General features: G+C 45.8%; 12 protein-coding genes. 6 read left to right on the top strand and 6 right to left on the bottom strand.

Annotation, left to right across the window (positions count from 1 at the left end; translation table 11 throughout):
* Nucleotides 1-51: 51 nt before the first annotated feature.
* Nucleotides 52-3456, bottom strand: a complete 3405-nt coding sequence (locus LZ23_RS14270; RefSeq protein ID WP_045215113.1) for a UvrD-helicase domain-containing protein — start codon at nt 3454-3456, stop codon at nt 52-54.
* Between the two features lie 524 nt (nt 3457-3980).
* On the opposite strand from LZ23_RS14270, the gene LZ23_RS14260 reads away from it, so the two are divergent.
* The 5 genes from LZ23_RS14260 to bioB all read left to right on the top strand — a co-directional run bounded on the left by LZ23_RS14260 (nt 3981) and on the right by bioB (nt 9757).
* On the top strand, nt 3981-5564 hold the full coding sequence (locus tag LZ23_RS14260; RefSeq protein ID WP_045215110.1) for an AAA-like domain-containing protein: 1584 nt from the start codon (nt 3981-3983) through the stop codon (nt 5562-5564).
* A 49-nt stretch (nt 5565-5613) separates the two neighbouring features.
* Nucleotides 5614-6894, top strand: a complete 1281-nt coding sequence (gene bioA, locus LZ23_RS14255) for an adenosylmethionine--8-amino-7-oxononanoate transaminase (protein WP_045215108.1) — start codon at nt 5614-5616, stop codon at nt 6892-6894.
* 625 nt (nt 6895-7519) lie between these two features.
* Nucleotides 7520-8185, top strand: coding sequence for a LysM peptidoglycan-binding domain-containing protein (locus LZ23_RS14250; protein WP_045215107.1), 666 nt, complete (start codon nt 7520-7522; stop codon nt 8183-8185).
* Nucleotides 8185-8805 carry a dethiobiotin synthase gene (gene bioD / locus LZ23_RS14245; RefSeq protein WP_045215105.1) on the top strand — a complete coding sequence of 207 codons (621 nt, stop codon included), beginning with the start codon at nt 8185-8187 and terminating at the stop codon, nt 8803-8805. The genes LZ23_RS14250 and bioD overlap by 1 nt, the downstream gene beginning before the upstream one ends.
* Nucleotides 8789-9757, top strand: a complete 969-nt coding sequence (bioB, locus tag LZ23_RS14240; protein WP_045215103.1) for a biotin synthase BioB — start codon at nt 8789-8791, stop codon at nt 9755-9757. Before bioD ends, bioB begins: the two co-directional genes overlap by 17 nt.
* Nucleotides 9758-10531: 774 nt before the next feature.
* Here the strand turns inward: bioB and LZ23_RS14235 are convergent.
* Both LZ23_RS14235 and LZ23_RS14230 read right to left on the bottom strand, forming a co-directional pair.
* A complete protein-coding gene (locus LZ23_RS14235; RefSeq protein ID WP_045215102.1) occupies nt 10532-11308 on the bottom strand; it encodes a methyltransferase domain-containing protein in 777 nt (258 codons plus the stop codon).
* Between the two features lie 183 nt (nt 11309-11491).
* On the bottom strand, nt 11492-12130 hold the full coding sequence (locus LZ23_RS14230) for an alpha/beta fold hydrolase (RefSeq protein ID WP_045215100.1): 639 nt from the start codon (nt 12128-12130) through the stop codon (nt 11492-11494).
* Between the two features lie 299 nt (nt 12131-12429).
* Between LZ23_RS14230 and LZ23_RS22780 the strand changes: the two genes are divergently transcribed.
* Nucleotides 12430-14586: a methyl-accepting chemotaxis protein gene (locus LZ23_RS22780; protein WP_052507402.1), complete on the top strand. Its 2157-nt coding sequence runs from the start codon at nt 12430-12432 to the stop codon at nt 14584-14586.
* A gap of 412 nt (nt 14587-14998) precedes the next feature.
* Here the strand turns inward: LZ23_RS22780 and LZ23_RS14215 are convergent, their stop codons facing one another.
* From LZ23_RS14215 to LZ23_RS14205, 3 genes are read right to left on the bottom strand one after another with little or no spacing between them, the layout of a single operon-like run.
* Nucleotides 14999-15481, bottom strand: coding sequence for a phosphatidylglycerophosphatase A family protein (locus LZ23_RS14215; protein ID WP_045215097.1), 483 nt, complete (start codon nt 15479-15481; stop codon nt 14999-15001).
* 37 nt (nt 15482-15518) lie between these two features.
* Nucleotides 15519-16190: a Maf family protein gene (locus tag LZ23_RS14210; protein WP_052507401.1), complete on the bottom strand. Its 672-nt coding sequence runs from the start codon at nt 16188-16190 to the stop codon at nt 15519-15521.
* Nucleotides 16180-16683, bottom strand: coding sequence for a ferritin (locus LZ23_RS14205; protein WP_045215096.1), 504 nt, complete (start codon nt 16681-16683; stop codon nt 16180-16182). The genes LZ23_RS14210 and LZ23_RS14205 overlap by 11 nt, the downstream gene beginning before the upstream one ends.
* Nucleotides 16684-16735: the final 52 nt, after the last annotated feature.

Raw genomic sequence — 16735 nt, 5'->3', positions numbered from 1 at the left:
TGCTTGGAATCACTTCATGCAAAAACTTGCTGTCATTGATAAAATGCGAACTCAGGGCATTTCCAACCATGACTTGAGAAGAGGGAAATACAGACCTGCCCTTACGTTTTTTGCGCCATGAAGAAACATAATCTTCCTGTACGTGCTGATCTGCTTGCTGTGTCTTTCCATCTCAGTGTGCAGGAAGCTTTCCAGGTTTCCCCCTTCGTGGGTACCTGTTTTATAGTCGATTATCCATGTTGTATTGTAACTGTCCAGGAAAGTTCTGTCCATGACGACCCTGATCAGTTTTCCATCAATGTAAGAACTTAAGGCGTATTCATTACGGGCCTGTTTATGATTGTCAAGGATCCATCTGCCTGTTGGATCATTAATGGTGTTCTTGATGGCCCTGGTTACTTTTTTCATGGCAAGATTCAGATCGACTCTGCTTACTCCAAGGCGTAAAAGGGCTTTCTCTATGGAATCCTCCATATTGTCCACCTTTTCATCGCTCCAGTCTGTCAGCCCCTGCTGGGCTATGGTCCGCAGAAGATCATGTACAAGTGTGCCTGTATGCCTGATGGCATCACCGGCCCAGTGGTATGTTACAGGTTCAAAGCTCTCTTTGGTCAACTGGGTTTTCTTCAGAAAATCAAACTGATTGACTGGCAACTCAGGCTGGGTCCAGTCCGGGGCAATCCTTGTCAAGATGTTGTGCCTGGGTTGTGGTTCAGCTGTAGTTTGCTTGAGCCCATTGCTATTAGCAGACGCGTTTAAAAATTCAGGCTCCAGGACCGTCCATATAATTTTGGCAAAAGTATTATCAGGGGGAGTGCTGATGTGCAATTGATCTTCTATCAGCTTTTGTTTCACAGTACCTGTCAGATGCAGCCTTTTTTTTGCTCTGGTTACAGCCACGTATAAAAGGCGGCCGGCTTCATTTAATTCTCGTTCTTTTTTAAGATTCTCAATGTATTTATAAGTAGGGTGAGATTCTTCTCCATAAGGTGCGATGGGAGCCAGAAGAAGTCTGGAAAATCCTGTTTCATCCTGGGCCGGCAATTCCATGAATTGCAGCATGAGCTTGTCTGATCCTCTTGGAGGTTTTTGCAGAGCCGGGATAATGACAGTATCAAATTCCAGGCCTTTGGCCTTATGTACAGTCATTATCTGGACAGGATTGTCGCTTTGAAAGCCGGGCCTGGAATACAGCCTGGCCAGTGATTCCTGGAAATGCTTGAGATCTTCGATGGACCAGCTTTTCAGATTGGATTGCAAATGTCTGAAAAATGCCTGGGCATCTTCAATTTCCTGACTGGTTTCAAGACAGGCAGGTCCGCCCAGAGAAAACCAGACAGCTTCCACAAGGGAGTTCAAAGGCTTTCTATCTCGATTTTGGATGGCAGGAATTATTATGGACTTAAGTTTTTCAATTCTTTTCAGAGCCTCATGGTCAATTCCCTTGAGCAAATCAGGTTGAGCAATTTTTTCAAGAATGGATTTCTGCCGGTCATGTTCTACTATACTGGTCAGAGTTTTGAGATCTAAACCAGCCCATGGGGCGCGCAGAACAGACAACCAGGACAGGGATTCCCCTGGTCTTAACAATGCTCTGGTCAAAGATAAAAGGTCTAAAACCACCTGTCGCTCATGCAAAGGTTCAATTTCCACGGCCTGAAAGTCAATTTTTTCCCCACGCATAAGCCCGACAATATCCTGCAGGTGGGATCTGTTTCTGACCAGTACAGCAATACTGTCCTCAGGATATTTATCTCTGGTATCGTTGATTATATCCAATACTCTTGCTGCCTCAACAGTCGGCTCTGAATCAACAAAGGGATGAATTTGAACCAGCCCCTGTTGACCATGCCATGCCTGCATGGGACAGTAGGTGACAGCTCCACTGACAAGGTCTTCATGAGAGTGGAAAACATCGGGAAAGACTTGATTAACCCAGTCCACAACCACCTGATCAGAACGAAAATTGACACTCAATTCCAGAGGATGGAGTTTAATCTGTCCTATTCCAGTCTGTTTAGCGCTTAGAAAAACACCAACATCTGCGTCCCTGAAAGCATATATGGATTGCATGGGATCACCTACAAGAAAAATTGTTCTGCCATCATTGCCGGTCCATCCGGAAGTAATGCGGGTCAGCATTTCCTGCTGGCTGATGCTGGTATCCTGAAATTCATCAAAAAGAATATGCTGAATCTGATAATCTAAGCGCAAAAGCAGCTCTGAAGGTTCACTTTCGCTGCCCAGGGCCTGGAGAGCAGACCTGGCAACTTCTGTGTAGTCCACTTGTTTTTTCTGAACCATGACGAGGTAAAGCTGGCCTACAGCCATAGTTAGAATGTCTACCAGGCTGGATAGATCCTGCCAGGTGGGGTCGAGAAATTCGGCCTCGGGAAGAAGGTCAATGCCGACCAGAGCCTCCTTGAAATCTTTCTGAGAAGGAAAAACGCTGTTTAGAAGTTCTATTATTTCTGATTTGCGCTCACTGTTCTCGCAACCCTTCTTACCTTTCTGAGCCGGAGGGAAGCCGATGTTTTTGGTAACTGTTTTCCGCCATTCTCCCTGTCTGGTCATAAGAAGTTCCCTGAGGGCCAGCCATTTGTCTTTGTCAGCGTATTTGGCACCAGGAAACTTTGGTGCATCATTCCATTTCAGAATAATGGATTGCGGGTTGGTGTTCTCGAGGTTGGAACAGGCATGCCGCATACACCTCACAAGAGTGGAAATGATTTCAGGACTAAGACATCTGCCAGCCACCAGTGAAAGATGCTCCAGTCCGCGCCGAACTTCATTCTGCAGATGGTTTTCCAGAATACGACGCATATTGTCACGGTCTGGAACGGATCCAATTAGCCTTAGCCAGTGATCCCTGAGCTCCAGCATGTTGATGATCAAATCTCTGGCTTTTGCCCAGTCATTGTCCAGCAGCAGAAGGATTCTTTTCAATGGCTCGTACCATTGACTGTCCCGATTAAGTTCCAGCAGAGTATTTTCTGCAGCCTGGCTGTAAAGATGACTGGGATCCTGGGTAACTTCAGGTTCTCCACCAAGGCCGGATTGAACCGGTATTCTACCGGCAAGATAAAGGCAGAAAGAATCAATGGTTCTGATTTTTAACCGTGATGGATTCTGCAGAATATTCCATTCTCTTTGACGGTCCTGGTCCAGGGCGGCTTGAGCAAGAGCTCTGTTTTCAGCCTCGTGAGGCTGCTCTACAGTTGTGCCGAGCGCTGCATCTTTCAGGGAGGTAATGATGCGGCTGCGCATTTCAGCAGCAGCCTTTCGGGTAAAAGTAATGGCCAGGATTTCTTCAGGCTCACGTACCAGTGATAAAAGACGCAGAAAACGTCTGGTCAGAAGTTCTGTCTTGCCTGAACCTGCAGGGGCCTGAACTATAAATGATTTTGATGGATCTAAGGCATAAGAGCGCTGGGCGTGGTCGGCTGGTTTAATCATGTGACTGTGATGGTGTGTCTTGACAGTATTGGGGTTAGGTGTAAGATTTTATAAGTGTTTATTTAACTCTACGAAATCTGAACTCTCAAGTGATTATTATTTTATCTCGATTATGTTGCCATCTGTACTCTTTGCTGTCAAGATTGCCTGCATAAAGCAAATGAGCAGGCAGCAGCGTGAATCTTGTTTTTTGTGGAAGCGTTCTGGCGGTTGTTGAAGGCTGAAGGCTGAAGGGAGAAGGGAGAAGGCTGAAGGCTGAAGGTGGAAGGCAGAAAGTAGAAAGTAGAAAGTAGAAAGCGGAAAGTTGAAGGCAGAAAACAGAGGGCTGAAGGCTTGAGGCTGAAGGATTAGGAGCTTGGGCATTATTGCTCTTGTCAAGGCTAAAAAAAGATTGTCCCGGCTACCGGGAGCAGGCACTTGTGCCCGCCGCGAGCCTCAAAACATCCAGTCTTCTTCCAGCTTAAAATAAAGTGTGGCTTCAGCGATAAAGGGTATACGGAAATAGATGTGCAGGAGTCAATGTCATGAGATATTTTCATTCATACGGACCTGTGGACTGCCAAGAGCATTTCTGCGTTGCGCGCACTGCCTTGATTGATAATTGTATTGAGCAGTTGATAGGCAATCCCCAGAAAGGCGGACACTATTTTACCCTTTGGGCACCCCGACAGTCTGGAAAGACATGGGTGATGCAGCAGGTGGCTCAAGCTGTTAAAGATCAATATAAAGAACTGTTTCATGTGGCCATGATGTCCATGCAGGGCATTGTTATGGAACAGGAGGATTCGCCGGATGTTTTTCTGGACAGGGTACCGCATTTGTTCCGCCGTGCCTTTAAGCAGAGAATTGACAGACCCAGATCCTGGGAGGAACTAAGTGAGTTGTTCCTGGCTGATTCAGGTTTGTTTGATCGCCCTGTTATTTTGCTGATTGATGAATTTGACAAACTGCCGGCCTTAGTCATTGATCGACTGGTGAGTCTGTTCCGAGACATGTATCTGGATCGGAGTAATTTTGTTCTGCATGGTTTGGCTCTCATTGGTGTCAGGGCTGTTCTCGGTGTAGATAGTGAGCGGGGATCGCCCTTCAATGTTCAGCGTTCCCTGCATGTGCCGAATTTTACAAAGGCGGAAGTCAGTGATCTATTTGGTCAGTACCAGACTGAAAGTGGGCAAAAGGTCAGCCCGGAGGTAGTAAATGCTGTCCATGCAGCTACTTGCGGACAGCCTGGTCTGGTCTGCTGGTTTGGAGAGTTGCTGACCACCAAATTCAATCCAGGCCAGGATAAGGTAATTGATATGGCAGTTTGGGAAGAGACATATCTTGCTGTTGTGCATACTGAGTGGAATAATTCCATCCTCAATCTTATTAAGAAAGCACAGTCGCCCTATCTGCCCCAGGTTCTTGACCTGTTTACTCGCTCTGATCTGCCCTTCAGCATAAGAGCCGAGTGGTGCAGTTATCTTTATCTGCTGGGTGTGATCGACAAGGAAAAAAATCTTGATGGTGGAGCCGTCAGGTATGTATGCCGCTTTGCTTCACCTTATATTCAGACATGCCTTTACAATGCTTTGACCAGGGATCTGATGGGCGAGCGGCCCCCGATACTGCCATTAGAGCCGATGGATGAGCTTTTGGATGTTTTCTCAGGGCCGGAATTAAATCTGCCTGCATTGCTGGATCGTTATGTTTTTTACCTGCAACGGCTCAAGGATTCCGGGCTCAATCCCTGGCACAATCAGCCTCGTCGCACAGATTTGCACTATACTGAGTACGTGGGACATTTCCATCTTTATGCCTGGCTGCAAAACGCAGTGCAGGACTATTGTATCGTCAGCCCCGAGTTTCCTACAGGTAATGGCCGCGTAGATCTGCATTTGAAATGCACTGACAAAGAAGGAGTCATTGAGGTAAAAAACTATACAAATCAGGCCAAAACGAAACGTTATATCCAGCAGGCTGCAAGCTATGCCAGCAATCTTACCTTACCTTCCATCACTATAGCTCTTTTCGTTCCTTTGGAAGATGAGACTATTCTGGCCAGGCTGTCCAAGTCGTACGAGATTGCTGGAGTACAGATTGTTGTCAGGGCCATTGGATGGGTATAAGAAAAATGATCAAAACTGCCAATTGTGAACATCAAACCCGTAAATACTTATGAACTGGACACAAATGCTCGACTTTGACCGGGGCCATATCTGGCATCCCTACACTTCTCTTGCTTCACCTCTGCCAGTTTACCCTGTGGAATCAGCTTCCGGTGTCAGGGTCAGGCTGCAAGACGGAACAGAGCTTGTTGATGGTATGGCTTCCTGGTGGTGCGTTATTCATGGCTATAATCACCCTGTTTTAAATGAGGCTGTGCAAAAACAGCTGCACAAGATGGCACATGTCATGTTTGGCGGCTTTACCCATGAACCTGCTGTTGAACTTGCGCAAATGCTCAGGGACTTGACACCCCAGGGATTGGAAAAGGTTTTTTTCTGTGATTCAGGCTCGGTTTCCGTGGAAGTTGCCTTGAAGATGGCGCTGCAATACTGGCATGCTGCTGGTAAACCTGAAAAAACAAAGTTTATAAGCCTTGAACGAGGCTATCATGGGGACACATTCGGGGCAATGTCTGTCTGTGATCCGGTAACTGGAATGCACACATTGTTTTCAGGCTTTCTGCCCAGGAATTTTTTTGCACCATCGCCTGGATGCGGTTTTGCTGAACCTTGCCTGCCTGAACATCTCGAAAAAGCGGCAGATCTTATAAAGCAGCATCACCGTGAAGTTGCTGCATTTATTCTTGAGCCTGTTGTTCAGGGGGCAGGGGGGATGAAATTTTATTCACCTGAATATCTCAATGCTGTTAAGCAGCTTTGCAGACAATATGATCTTCTGCTTATTGCTGATGAAATCGCCACAGGTTTTGGCAGAACAGGCAGACTCTTTGCCTGTGAGCATGCCGGCATTACTCCGGATATAATGTGCGTGGGCAAAGCTTTGACCGGAGGCTACATGAGCCTTGCCGCTGCCATGTGTACTGACCGGATTGCTGAGGTTATATCCAGCAGATCTCCCGGAGCATTTATGCATGGTCCAACCTTTATGGGCAACCCCCTGGCCTGCGCTACAGCTGTGGCGAGTATACAACTTTTACTTGATTGTGACTGGCAAAAAAAGATAATGTTTATAGAACAGGAACTGCGCAAGGGGCTTGAAAGCTGCATTGATTTGCCCGGGGTCAGGGAAGTCAGAGTGCTGGGTGCTATTGGAGTTCTGGAGATGGAGGACATGGTGGATACAGCTTTGGCTCAGAAGATGTTTGTTGAGCTTGGGGTGTGGATCAGGCCTTTTTTGAATTTGATTTATGTAATGCCTCCATATGTGGCAGACAGGGAAGATGTGGCTAAGCTGACACAAGCGATGCGCTATGCAGCTGAGAATATTTGAGGCTGAGGGGAGAAGGCTGAAGGTGGAAGGCTGAAGGCTGAAGGGAGAAGGCTGAAGGGAGAAGGCTGAAGGGAGAAGGGAGAAGAATGAGGGGTGAAGGTAGAAGGTTTAAGCATGGGATTTTGAACATAATGAACGCTTCACCCATGCAGCCCGATCTCCCGAGTGAGGAGCTTACAAGTAACTGGAATCGTTTTGCTAATAAAATCAGACGTTTATAATTTTTACCATTTTCACGATTTTTGCTTATGATTCATGCACATTTGCCAGCAAAGTTCCGTCAAAGATGGGAGCTTTGCGCCTGGCACAGGGACTGTCCCTCGCTGTGTAAATTTTGTCATTAAAGCCAATTTCTGCCAGGAACCAATGCAGTATCAATCTTTTTTATAGTACCTCGCGGGGACTGTCCCAATTTTCAGAAAAGTGACAGACTCTTTAAGTTGCTCACAGGTTCGGTCCCGGGCCGCCCGGGTGAGGCGTTGGTAAGTAGCTGAGATTGTTGACAAAGCTGATGGTAAATAACAAATAACAAATAACAGCTAACAGCTAACAGCTAACAGATAACAGATAACTTTTAACTCTCAAGTAAATAAAACTATAAAGCTCTCAAGATAAGGAGTTTATCATGGAAAAGAAAAACTGGATTAACAAGCTTGATGATCTGGAGCAGGAAACGCCTGTTTCCAGCGGAAGAAGGAATGTAGCAGTAAATGCGGGCCGGCAGCAGGAAAACATGATTATTTATGCCCTGGCTGCAGCAGGAGCGATTATTCTTATTCTGATTATTGTCATCTTTGCCAGGGGTGGCAGCAGCCCGGAATATCCTGTGGCAGAGCTAAGAGAAGTGATTGCCAGAATGGATACTCTGGAGCACAGGGTCATGGAAATTGAAGGACAATTGTTAGGCCGGGATCCTTTTGCAGCAGAGCCGGGGCAAACCGCTGATCTTAGAGCCGCTTTAGAGGCCCAGCGCGAAACTCTTGACGATTTGCGGCAGAGGTTTTCAGAGATGGAAGATCAATCTGCAAGAGTTGCTTCGCGTCCAGCACCGCAGCCGGCACCAAGGCCTGCGCCAGAGCCGGCACCACGGCCTGCACCTCCTGAACCTGCAGCAGCTCCCTCAGCAGATGCAGATCATATTTTACATGAAGTTCAGCCTGGTGAAAATCTTTTTCGCATAGGACTCAGGCATAACATATCAGTGGACAGAATCAGGGAACTGAATAACCTGTCACCCAATGATGCCATTCACCCGGGTCAAAAGCTTATTGTAGGCACCAGGAACAATTGATGGCATTTGTTTTTCCTGACAGATTTTTTGTAACAGGGGTTGATACTGAAGCTGGTAAAACCATAGTCAGTTCCATGCTGGTGCGCGGACTTGATGCTTTTTACTGGAAGCCGGTGCAGACAGGTTCCAGGCTGGTCTCAGACAGTGATATGGTCAGGCAAATGGCCGGTATCACGGAGAACAGGATTATTCCGGAAGTTTATTCTTTTGCAGAACCACTATCTCCTCATCTCGCAGCTGCCTTAGACAGTTCATATATTGATCCGGAGAAGATCAAATCTCCTGATGTGTTTCCTTTAATTGTTGAAGGGGCCGGAGGACTGCTGGTACCTCTTAATAATGATTTCCTGATGATCGACCTGATTCAAAAGCTGAATCTGCCAGCTTTGATAGTAGCCCGCAACAAACTTGGAGTGATCAATCATACCCTGCTGACCATTGAAGCCTTGAAAACCCGCTCTATTGATATTCTGGGCGTTATTTTAAGCGATGGAATCAATCGTGACCATAAACAGGCTATTGAAAGGTTTAGCAATGTCCAGGTTATAGCCCAGCTTGACTCTCTTGAGTCAATAACTCCTGATATGTTAAGGAAAAAATTTGATGAACTATTTTTATGAGTTAGCTGTGAAATCAGAGTCAGGCCAGCGTCTGACGGAAAAAGAAATCAAGAATCTTCTGGAGCTGCCTTACAGGGATACGTTTCAACTATTCCCTGGAGCCACTCTTTTGAGAGAAAAATATCATGGAGCAAAAATCGGGGTATGCTCCATTACCAACGCCAAGTCAGGCAGCTGTTCTGAAGACTGTTCGTTTTGTGCTCAATCAGCCCACTATAAGCAGCGTATCCATAACTATCCACTGAAATCTCATCATGAGCTTGTGGATATCGGCATGGTAGCCGCAGGAACCGGGTGCGGAAGGTTCTCCATTGTGACTTCAGGCAAAGGACTGTCCCGCAATGAAGTGGAGGAGGTCTGTAAGGCGGTTGTTGAGCTTAAGGCACGTAATGTCAGTGTTTGTGCATCTCTTGGTATTTTGACTGAGATGGATTTTAAACTTTTAAAGGAAGCAGGTCTTACTCGCTACCATCACAATCTTGAGACTGCACCTGATTTTTTTGCAAAAATATGTACCACCCATGATTTTTCTCATCGCGTCCAGACCATAAATGCCGCTGTTAAGGCTGGTCTGGATGTATGCAGCGGTGCGGTTTTCGGTCTGGGTGAGACTGACGCTCACGTCATACAGCTGGCTATGGTGCTTAAAGAATTGGATGTTGTTAGTGTACCAGTTAATTTTTTGGTTCCCATTCCAGGCACCCCATTGGAAAATTCTCCGCGCATAACTCCGTTGAGATGTTTGAAAATCATTTGCATGCTTCGTTATATTCTGCCGGAAAAAGATATTATTGTATGTGGCGGTAGAGTGGAAAACCTTGGTGAGCTGCATCCATTTATTTATCCGGCCGGGGCCAGTTCGGTCATGACTGGAAATTATCTTACCAGACAAGGCAGAAACAGTGGTGAAGATATGAGGTTGATCAGGGAGATGGGGCTTGAGGTGCTTTAGTGCTTCTAAGTAACTGGAATCGTTTTGCTAATAAAATCAGAGTATTATGGTTTTACCATACAGATTGCTTCAGTCGCTCAGGCTCCCTCGAGGGTGACAGGTTTTCAGCAACTACATTCCTGACAGCTCAGGTGTCATTGCGAGCGAGTCTTCGAGCGCGGCAATCTCTAACGTTTTGAGGCTATTACACCTCTTTTTTTGTAGCTCCAGCAACATTTTAAGAAGCGGCTGGAGCCGCAAGAGAAAAACGCCCCCAGGCTGGAGCCTGAAAACGAGGGGCATAAATATGGGACTGTTCTTCAAGGTGGAGGCGGCTTCCAGCCGCCTGGAATTAAATAGCCTGCAGGATGCAGGCTCCACTTTAAAGACAGTTACTCACATGTTTGGTCCCATGCCGCCCGGGTGAGGAGCTTACAAGTAACTACAATCTTTTTGCTAATAAAATCAGACGGTTACAATTTTCATGTTTTACGATTTTTGCTTATGAATGATGCACATTTGCCTGAAAAATTCCGTCAAAGATGAGAGCTTTACGCTTGGCACAGGGACTGTCCCTCGCTGTGTAAATTTTTTCATTTAAGCAAATTTTTTCCAGGAACCAATGCAGTATCATTACTTTTTTATAGTACCTCGCGGGGACTGTCCCAATTTCCAGAAAAGTGACAGAGTCTTAAACTTACTCACAAGTACGGTCCCAGTCCGCCCGGGTGAGGAGCTTCTAAGTACCTATGATCCTATTTCAACCAAACCAGACAGTCAGGGTTTGACATTTGCTCAAAGCAACTTGCGGCCCCATATATACAAAATCTGGTAGCTGACCTGAATTTTCCCATCTTTTTCGTAATGCTCCTCGTATGCAGCAATAAATTTTCTAAGCCTTTCCCTGCCAAATCGAGCTTTTTTTCCTGAAAAAGTTGCACCTGTTTGCTTATGTTTTTTCAGAAATGAAAGAACTGAGTCATATTGAATTGTTTTGGTTTCTATTTCTGAAGCAAGCTCTAACTTTTCTTTTTGCAGAGCAGACAGGCACTCAGAAGCTACAGGAAGAATATGGGTTGATCCAAACCCTGTTAAAGAGCTGACATGTTCCATTTCCTTAAAAGTGCCTTGCACAAAAAGGCCAAGGGAAAACAGTCCACCTGGTTTTAAAAGTTGAAGATTTCGAGTCATTGAAGCTGGGCTGTTTTTGTACCACTGCATGGTGGAAGAACTCAGCATAAGATCTAAGGAGCAATCTTGAAAGGGCGGGTATTCTCCATCAGCCTGCACTTTTTCAATGCCAGGAAAGATATCTGATTGCATGCCGGGATTTTTAATGATGTTGAGCATGGCCTTAGAAATGTCTAAGGCATAGTAATGACTGGCAGGACTAATTCTTGCAAGTACTTTTTCGCTTAACAGACCACCACCTGCTCCGATTTCCAGGATATTGCCAGAGAATCCTTTCGGAACTCTCATGGCGCATTTAGCTGCAACGTGATCCTGGACAGGGGCGTTTGCCCTGTATGTAATGCTTGACCTGTCAAATTTGTGGCGAATAGTATTATGCATGTATAGGCGTTTCAGGGTATTTCAAACAAACCTGTAGTTTCTTTTCAAAATAAAAAATACAGCCCGCGGAATACACGGAAGACAATGAAGTTTTTTAGAAAATGTTGTGAATTAACGCTTATTCAATGAGATTCAGTATGGATAATGGTCCAGAGGGCCAGGATCTATGTTCAGTTTTCAGTATTAATTTGATGTCTTGATGCGCTGCAGAATCTCAGCTTCAGGAATAAAGTGACCGTATGGCAACGTAATGTAGCAGGCACCAGGTATGGACTCCAGTAATATTTCTGATGCCCGGGCAGGGACTATTCTGTCTCTGACTCCGTGCATTATGGTGACAGAATTTATAGTGACTTCTGGCAGGCTTTTGATGCTTGAATCAAGTAGATACTCAAGCCCCATAAGCAATTCCTGATGATGCTCAATCCTGATGCCGGTCCGGGTTATGCCGCATTGCTTCCAGAACCAGCGGGTCAGGGCTTGTGGTTTACGTTTAAGACCGGCGATCATCTCTCTTACTTTTTCCGGCGGCGTGTAGGTGCAGAAGTCAAGAAACGGCGCAATCAAAATAAGATGCGAGGTTTTGAGCTCATGTAATTTTTTAAGGCAAAGATGAGCTCCAAGTGACCAGCCTGCAATTGTATCCCAGTGTTGATTCACATATTTTTGTTCAAAATACTCGTGCTCAGGACCAAAAGGCAAAACAAAAGTGAAGTTTCTTGATATTTGTGGAAAAAGTTCCGGAAAACCGGCCCAGCCCGAGATAAAGAGTCTTTTTCGTGAGTCAGTCATGCCGGGGTGATGATTTACTGCTTCATGCATAGGAAGCCTGATAGTTGTGGAAAGCTTTAGTGTCAATCCTGGTTTTGCCCCTTGCAGGTCGGCTGTATACTCACTGACTGAATTTGTTGTTTTCAGTTTGTGAAAAGATAATCTGTGTAGACAAAAATGAAACTATCCGGTAATATTTGCATTTATTTGATATCTATTTCAGTGATGCTCACTACATTTTTTTAGGCTGCAAGCCTTGCAGATAGCCGCTGACAGTCATTAATTCATGTCCGTAATATATTTGGCTGATTCTGTTTCAGTTAATTTTTTCACAGCCTCGGGAGGTTGATATGCGTTTTAAGATCAGGGGGAAAATATTTATTCCCATGTTAGTGTCGCTGGTGGCACTGGTAGTAATTATTTTTGTTGTCCTCAACTATCAGCTGAATCGTGTCAGCAATGAATTCATTCGCGAAATCGGACAAAGTAAAGCAGATGAAATTGACTCAGCCATGTCTCTTGCATTTCGCGAGGCAGAGTCAGTATCAGCTCTTTTTTCCAGGCTGCCTGCAGTGGCGGAAGCTTACCGGGTTGCTCTTTCCGGAAATATCAATGACGGTGCTTCTCCTGAATCACAAAGAGCCAGGGAGATGCTGCGTGCCAACCTAAGTGACATGCTGGACAGTTTTGAAGCAGTCAGAGGTGAGCCCCTAATGCTTCATTTTCATCTTCCCAATGGCAGAAGCCTGGTTCGGTTGTGGAGAGAGAAAAATTTCATACGTGACGGACAATGGGTTGATGAATCAGATGATATTTCAGAATTCAGGCAAACAGTTATGCAGGTCAACCGTTCGGGCAGGGCTGTTGAAGGGCTTGAAATTGGTCGAGGCGGTTTTACTGTGCGCAGTGTTCTGCCTGTTATGGATGATCGCCGTAATCAGCTGGGTTCAGTGGAAATGCTTATTGAATTTGAGCCCATTGTTGAGGCGGCAGCAGCAGCTGAAGGACATGAGCTGCTTTTGTACATGAATTATGATTTGCTGCGTATTGCCCAGAGGCTTCAGGATGAGTCCCGCCATCCTGTTATTGATAACCGGTTCGTCAAGGTTTCAGGCACTGAAGATGCAAGAATAAACCAGTTAATTTCATCCAGACTGTTGGAGAGAGGCACACGTGAACTGGCTGTGGAAACTGCAGGAAACTATTCATTGTCAGTGTTTCCAGTGGTTGATTTCACAGGAAACCAGGTAGGAGTGATGGCCTACGTGCTGGATACATCTGTTGAGCAGGCATTAATCCGTAACCTTACAATCACTTTGCTGGCAATTATGGCCGGGCTTTTAATCCTTTTGCTGGTTGTAGGGCAGTTGACCACTAACTATGCAGTAATCAGGCCCCTTAAAAGGATAAATGATTTTGCCTCCAAGGTTTCTAATGGAGATCTTGACCAGCAGCTTGATGTTAGCTCCAAGGATGAAATGCAGGATCTGGCAGGAAGCCTGCAGGTAATGGTGGACAATCTTAAAGAAAAAATATTTGAGGCGGATGAGAAAACCAGCCAGGCCAGAGAAGAAACCGAAAAAGCCGAACAGTTTCGCTTAAAGGCTGAAGAGGCCATGAAGAAGGCTGAGCAGGCTCAAAGAGAAGGAATGCTCAGTGCAGCTTCAAAAATTGAAGATATTATTGAAAGTATATCTTCAGCATCAGAAGAACTTTCCGCTCAGGTGGAGCAGGCCAGTCGCGGGTCTGAAGACCAGCAGCAAAGGACACAGGAAACAGCAACCGCCATGGAAGAAATGAACGCTACTGTTCTTGAAGTTGCCAAAAATGCCTCACAGGCTGCTGAATTTTCAGAAGAAGCCCAGAATAACGCCTTAAAGGGTTCCAAGACCGTGCAGGATGCCATCAAGGCTATTAAACAGGTCCAGACAGCAGCTGAAGAGCTAAAGTCCAAGATTGCAGGACTGGGGCAAAGAGCTGAGGGAATCGGAAGAATTATGACTGTTATTGAAGATATAGCAGACCAGACCAATCTCCTGGCGCTCAACGCTGCCATCGAGGCTGCAAGAGCAGGTGAAGCCGGCAGGGGCTTTGCAGTTGTAGCTGACGAGGTCAGAAAGCTGGCTGAAAAGACCATGAACGCCACCAAGGAAGTTGGAGAATCTATTCAAGCCATTCAGGAAGACGTTAGAAACAATGCCAAGAGTGTTGATTCTACTGTGGAGTCAGTAAAAACAGCAACTGATCTGTCCAACCTGTCAGGCCAACAGCTCGAGGAGATTGTTTCTCTTGCGGAGCGCTCTTCAGATCAGGTTCGCGCCATTGCTACTGCTTCAGAAGAACAGTCATCAGCGAGTGAAGAGATCAACCGCTCTGTAGATGATATTAACAGGGTAGCAGGTGAAACTGCTGACGTCATGGCACAGTCTGCCCAGGCAATCAGTGATCTGGCAAAACAGGCCAGTGATCTTCAGTCTCTGGTCCAGGAAATGAAAGATCAGGCATAAAAGTATAAGCTGATCTTTTTGGGAAAGCAGGGAGCATCCGGAATGTTCCCTGCTTATTGAATTTTTGTAATAGTTTAGCCCTGGGTAAAAAGACTCACTCAAGACGCCCAGTTAAACCCTGCTGCGCAGGAACGCTTTCAGCGTTGTTTAACCGGGCAGGCAAAGGGCGCAAAGGAAGAAAGAAGTTTTTTCATTTGCCGGGGAACCCAGTTAAACCCGTCTGCGACGGAGACTATGTCTGTTTAACAAGGCAGGCGGCAAATGAAAAGGCAGCCTTTTTGAAAGCCGATGTCAGGTTTTCAAAAATATCTTCTTTATTGTCTTTAACTTTGAGACCTTCGCACCTTTGCGGTTCAGATGTTTTTGTTTTTTTGGCAGGGTTTCAGTAATAATTCTGAACTAGTGCATGTATTTAAGCTGGGATCAGATAAAGTATCAAACTTAAGGCTGCCAACGCGTAAAGACCAGCAATAAGGTCATCCAGCATAACTGAATAGCCGCCTGGAAGCCATTTTTCAGACTGCCGCACAGGAAAGGGCTTGGTAATGTCGAAAACTCGAAACAGGATGAAGCCAAGCAACAGAGGTAAAATGGCTGCAGTGGTAATGAACAGGAAGGTTATCCACTGACCAAGAACTTCATCAATAATAGCCTGACTGGGATCTTTTTTGCCAAAGGTCTTCTCAGCAGCTGAGCAGGCCCAGGAACCCACAAAAAAAAGAACGAAAAGTATAGTGAGTTTGGTGCTCAGTGAATATGGAATAAAGAGCCATGGTGCTGCAAGCATGGCCACAAAGGACCCCCAGGTACCCGGGGCTTTGGGAAGGTGACCCACAAAGCCCAGAGTAGCCGCACCTGTAAGAATTTTTGTCTTGTTGAGTCTCAAGTTACCCATCTGTTTTCCTTGAAAAGCTTGCCATCACAGCGAATTTCTATGCACACGCCAAGGGTTGCACAGATCCTGACACTCTTATTGCCTGAATCTGCAAAAGCCTGCTCCAAACTTCTGATAAAGGCAATCCCACCACATTGGTGTATGATCCGCTTAGAGATTTAATTAGAAATCCTCCCAAGCCCTGAATGCCGTAAGCGCCTGCTTTGTCTGCGGGCTCACCAGTGTTAATGTAGCATTTTAGAAGATCAGTTGATGCTTCAGCCATTTCTACATCAGTAATATTGTAAAATGCTTCCTGCTTAGAAGAAGCTGCATAGCTGATGTTCACTGCTGTTATGACCTGATGAACTGATCCCTGTAAAGACTTTAGCATTTTCAGAGCGTGATCTTTGGAAGTGGGTTTGCCCATAATGATATTGTCATGCACCACAATGGTATCAGCAGCGATGACTATGGCTGCCGGATTTTTTTCAGCAACCTCATTTCCTTTTGCTGCTGCCAGTTCCAAAGCATAATCTTGTGGTTGCTGATTCTCGCGCGGAGGGGGCTCCCGATAATTTGCAGGAATAACTTCAAAGCTTATGCCAAGGGTGGACAAGAGAAACTGACGCCTTGGAGAAGCTGAAGCCAGAATCAGGCGCGCAGCAGGCCTGAACGGCCCAGGAGGCAGAGTGCTGTCCAGGTCCTGCCGGCAAAAGTTATTCTTCACTGTGCAAAACCCTTTTGCCAAATTCCTGGTCAAGGAAAAACATACCGCCTGCATCGCTGGATGCAAGTTTTACCTTCTGCAAAACGTCACTGGCGCTTGCTTCCTCTTCAACCTGCTCAGCTACAAACCACTGCAGAAAATTGTTGGTAGCATGGTCTTTTTCTTTTATGGCCAGATCAACAAGTTCATTGATCATGGACGTTACCTTTTGTTCGTGCTTGAGGACATTTTCAAAGACATCCACAGGTGAATCCCAGGACTGGGGAGGTGCGTCAATACTGCCGAGAACGGGCCTTCCGCCCCGTTCATTGATGTAATCGTAGATTTTCAGGCCGTGGGCCAGTTCTTCTTCGGCCTGGAGACGCATCCAATGAGCACATCCTCCAAGATTTATCTCGCTGAAATAAGCGGACATGGACAAGTAAAGATAAGATGAATAAAGTTCGGCATTAACCTGTTTGTTTAGATTTTTTTCCATTTTTTCAGTCAACATCACTTTTCTCCTTTTTTTGTATCTGTTTAGCGCTTTTCAGGATTCGTATTGT

Origin of the sequence: Desulfonatronovibrio magnus (assembly GCF_000934755.1) — a bacterium.
Classification (GTDB): Bacteria; Desulfobacterota; Desulfovibrionia; order Desulfovibrionales; family Desulfonatronovibrionaceae; genus Desulfonatronovibrio; species Desulfonatronovibrio magnus.
The sequence above is the reverse complement of the archived record's forward strand: the minus strand, read 5'-3'. Positions and strand labels throughout refer to the sequence as shown.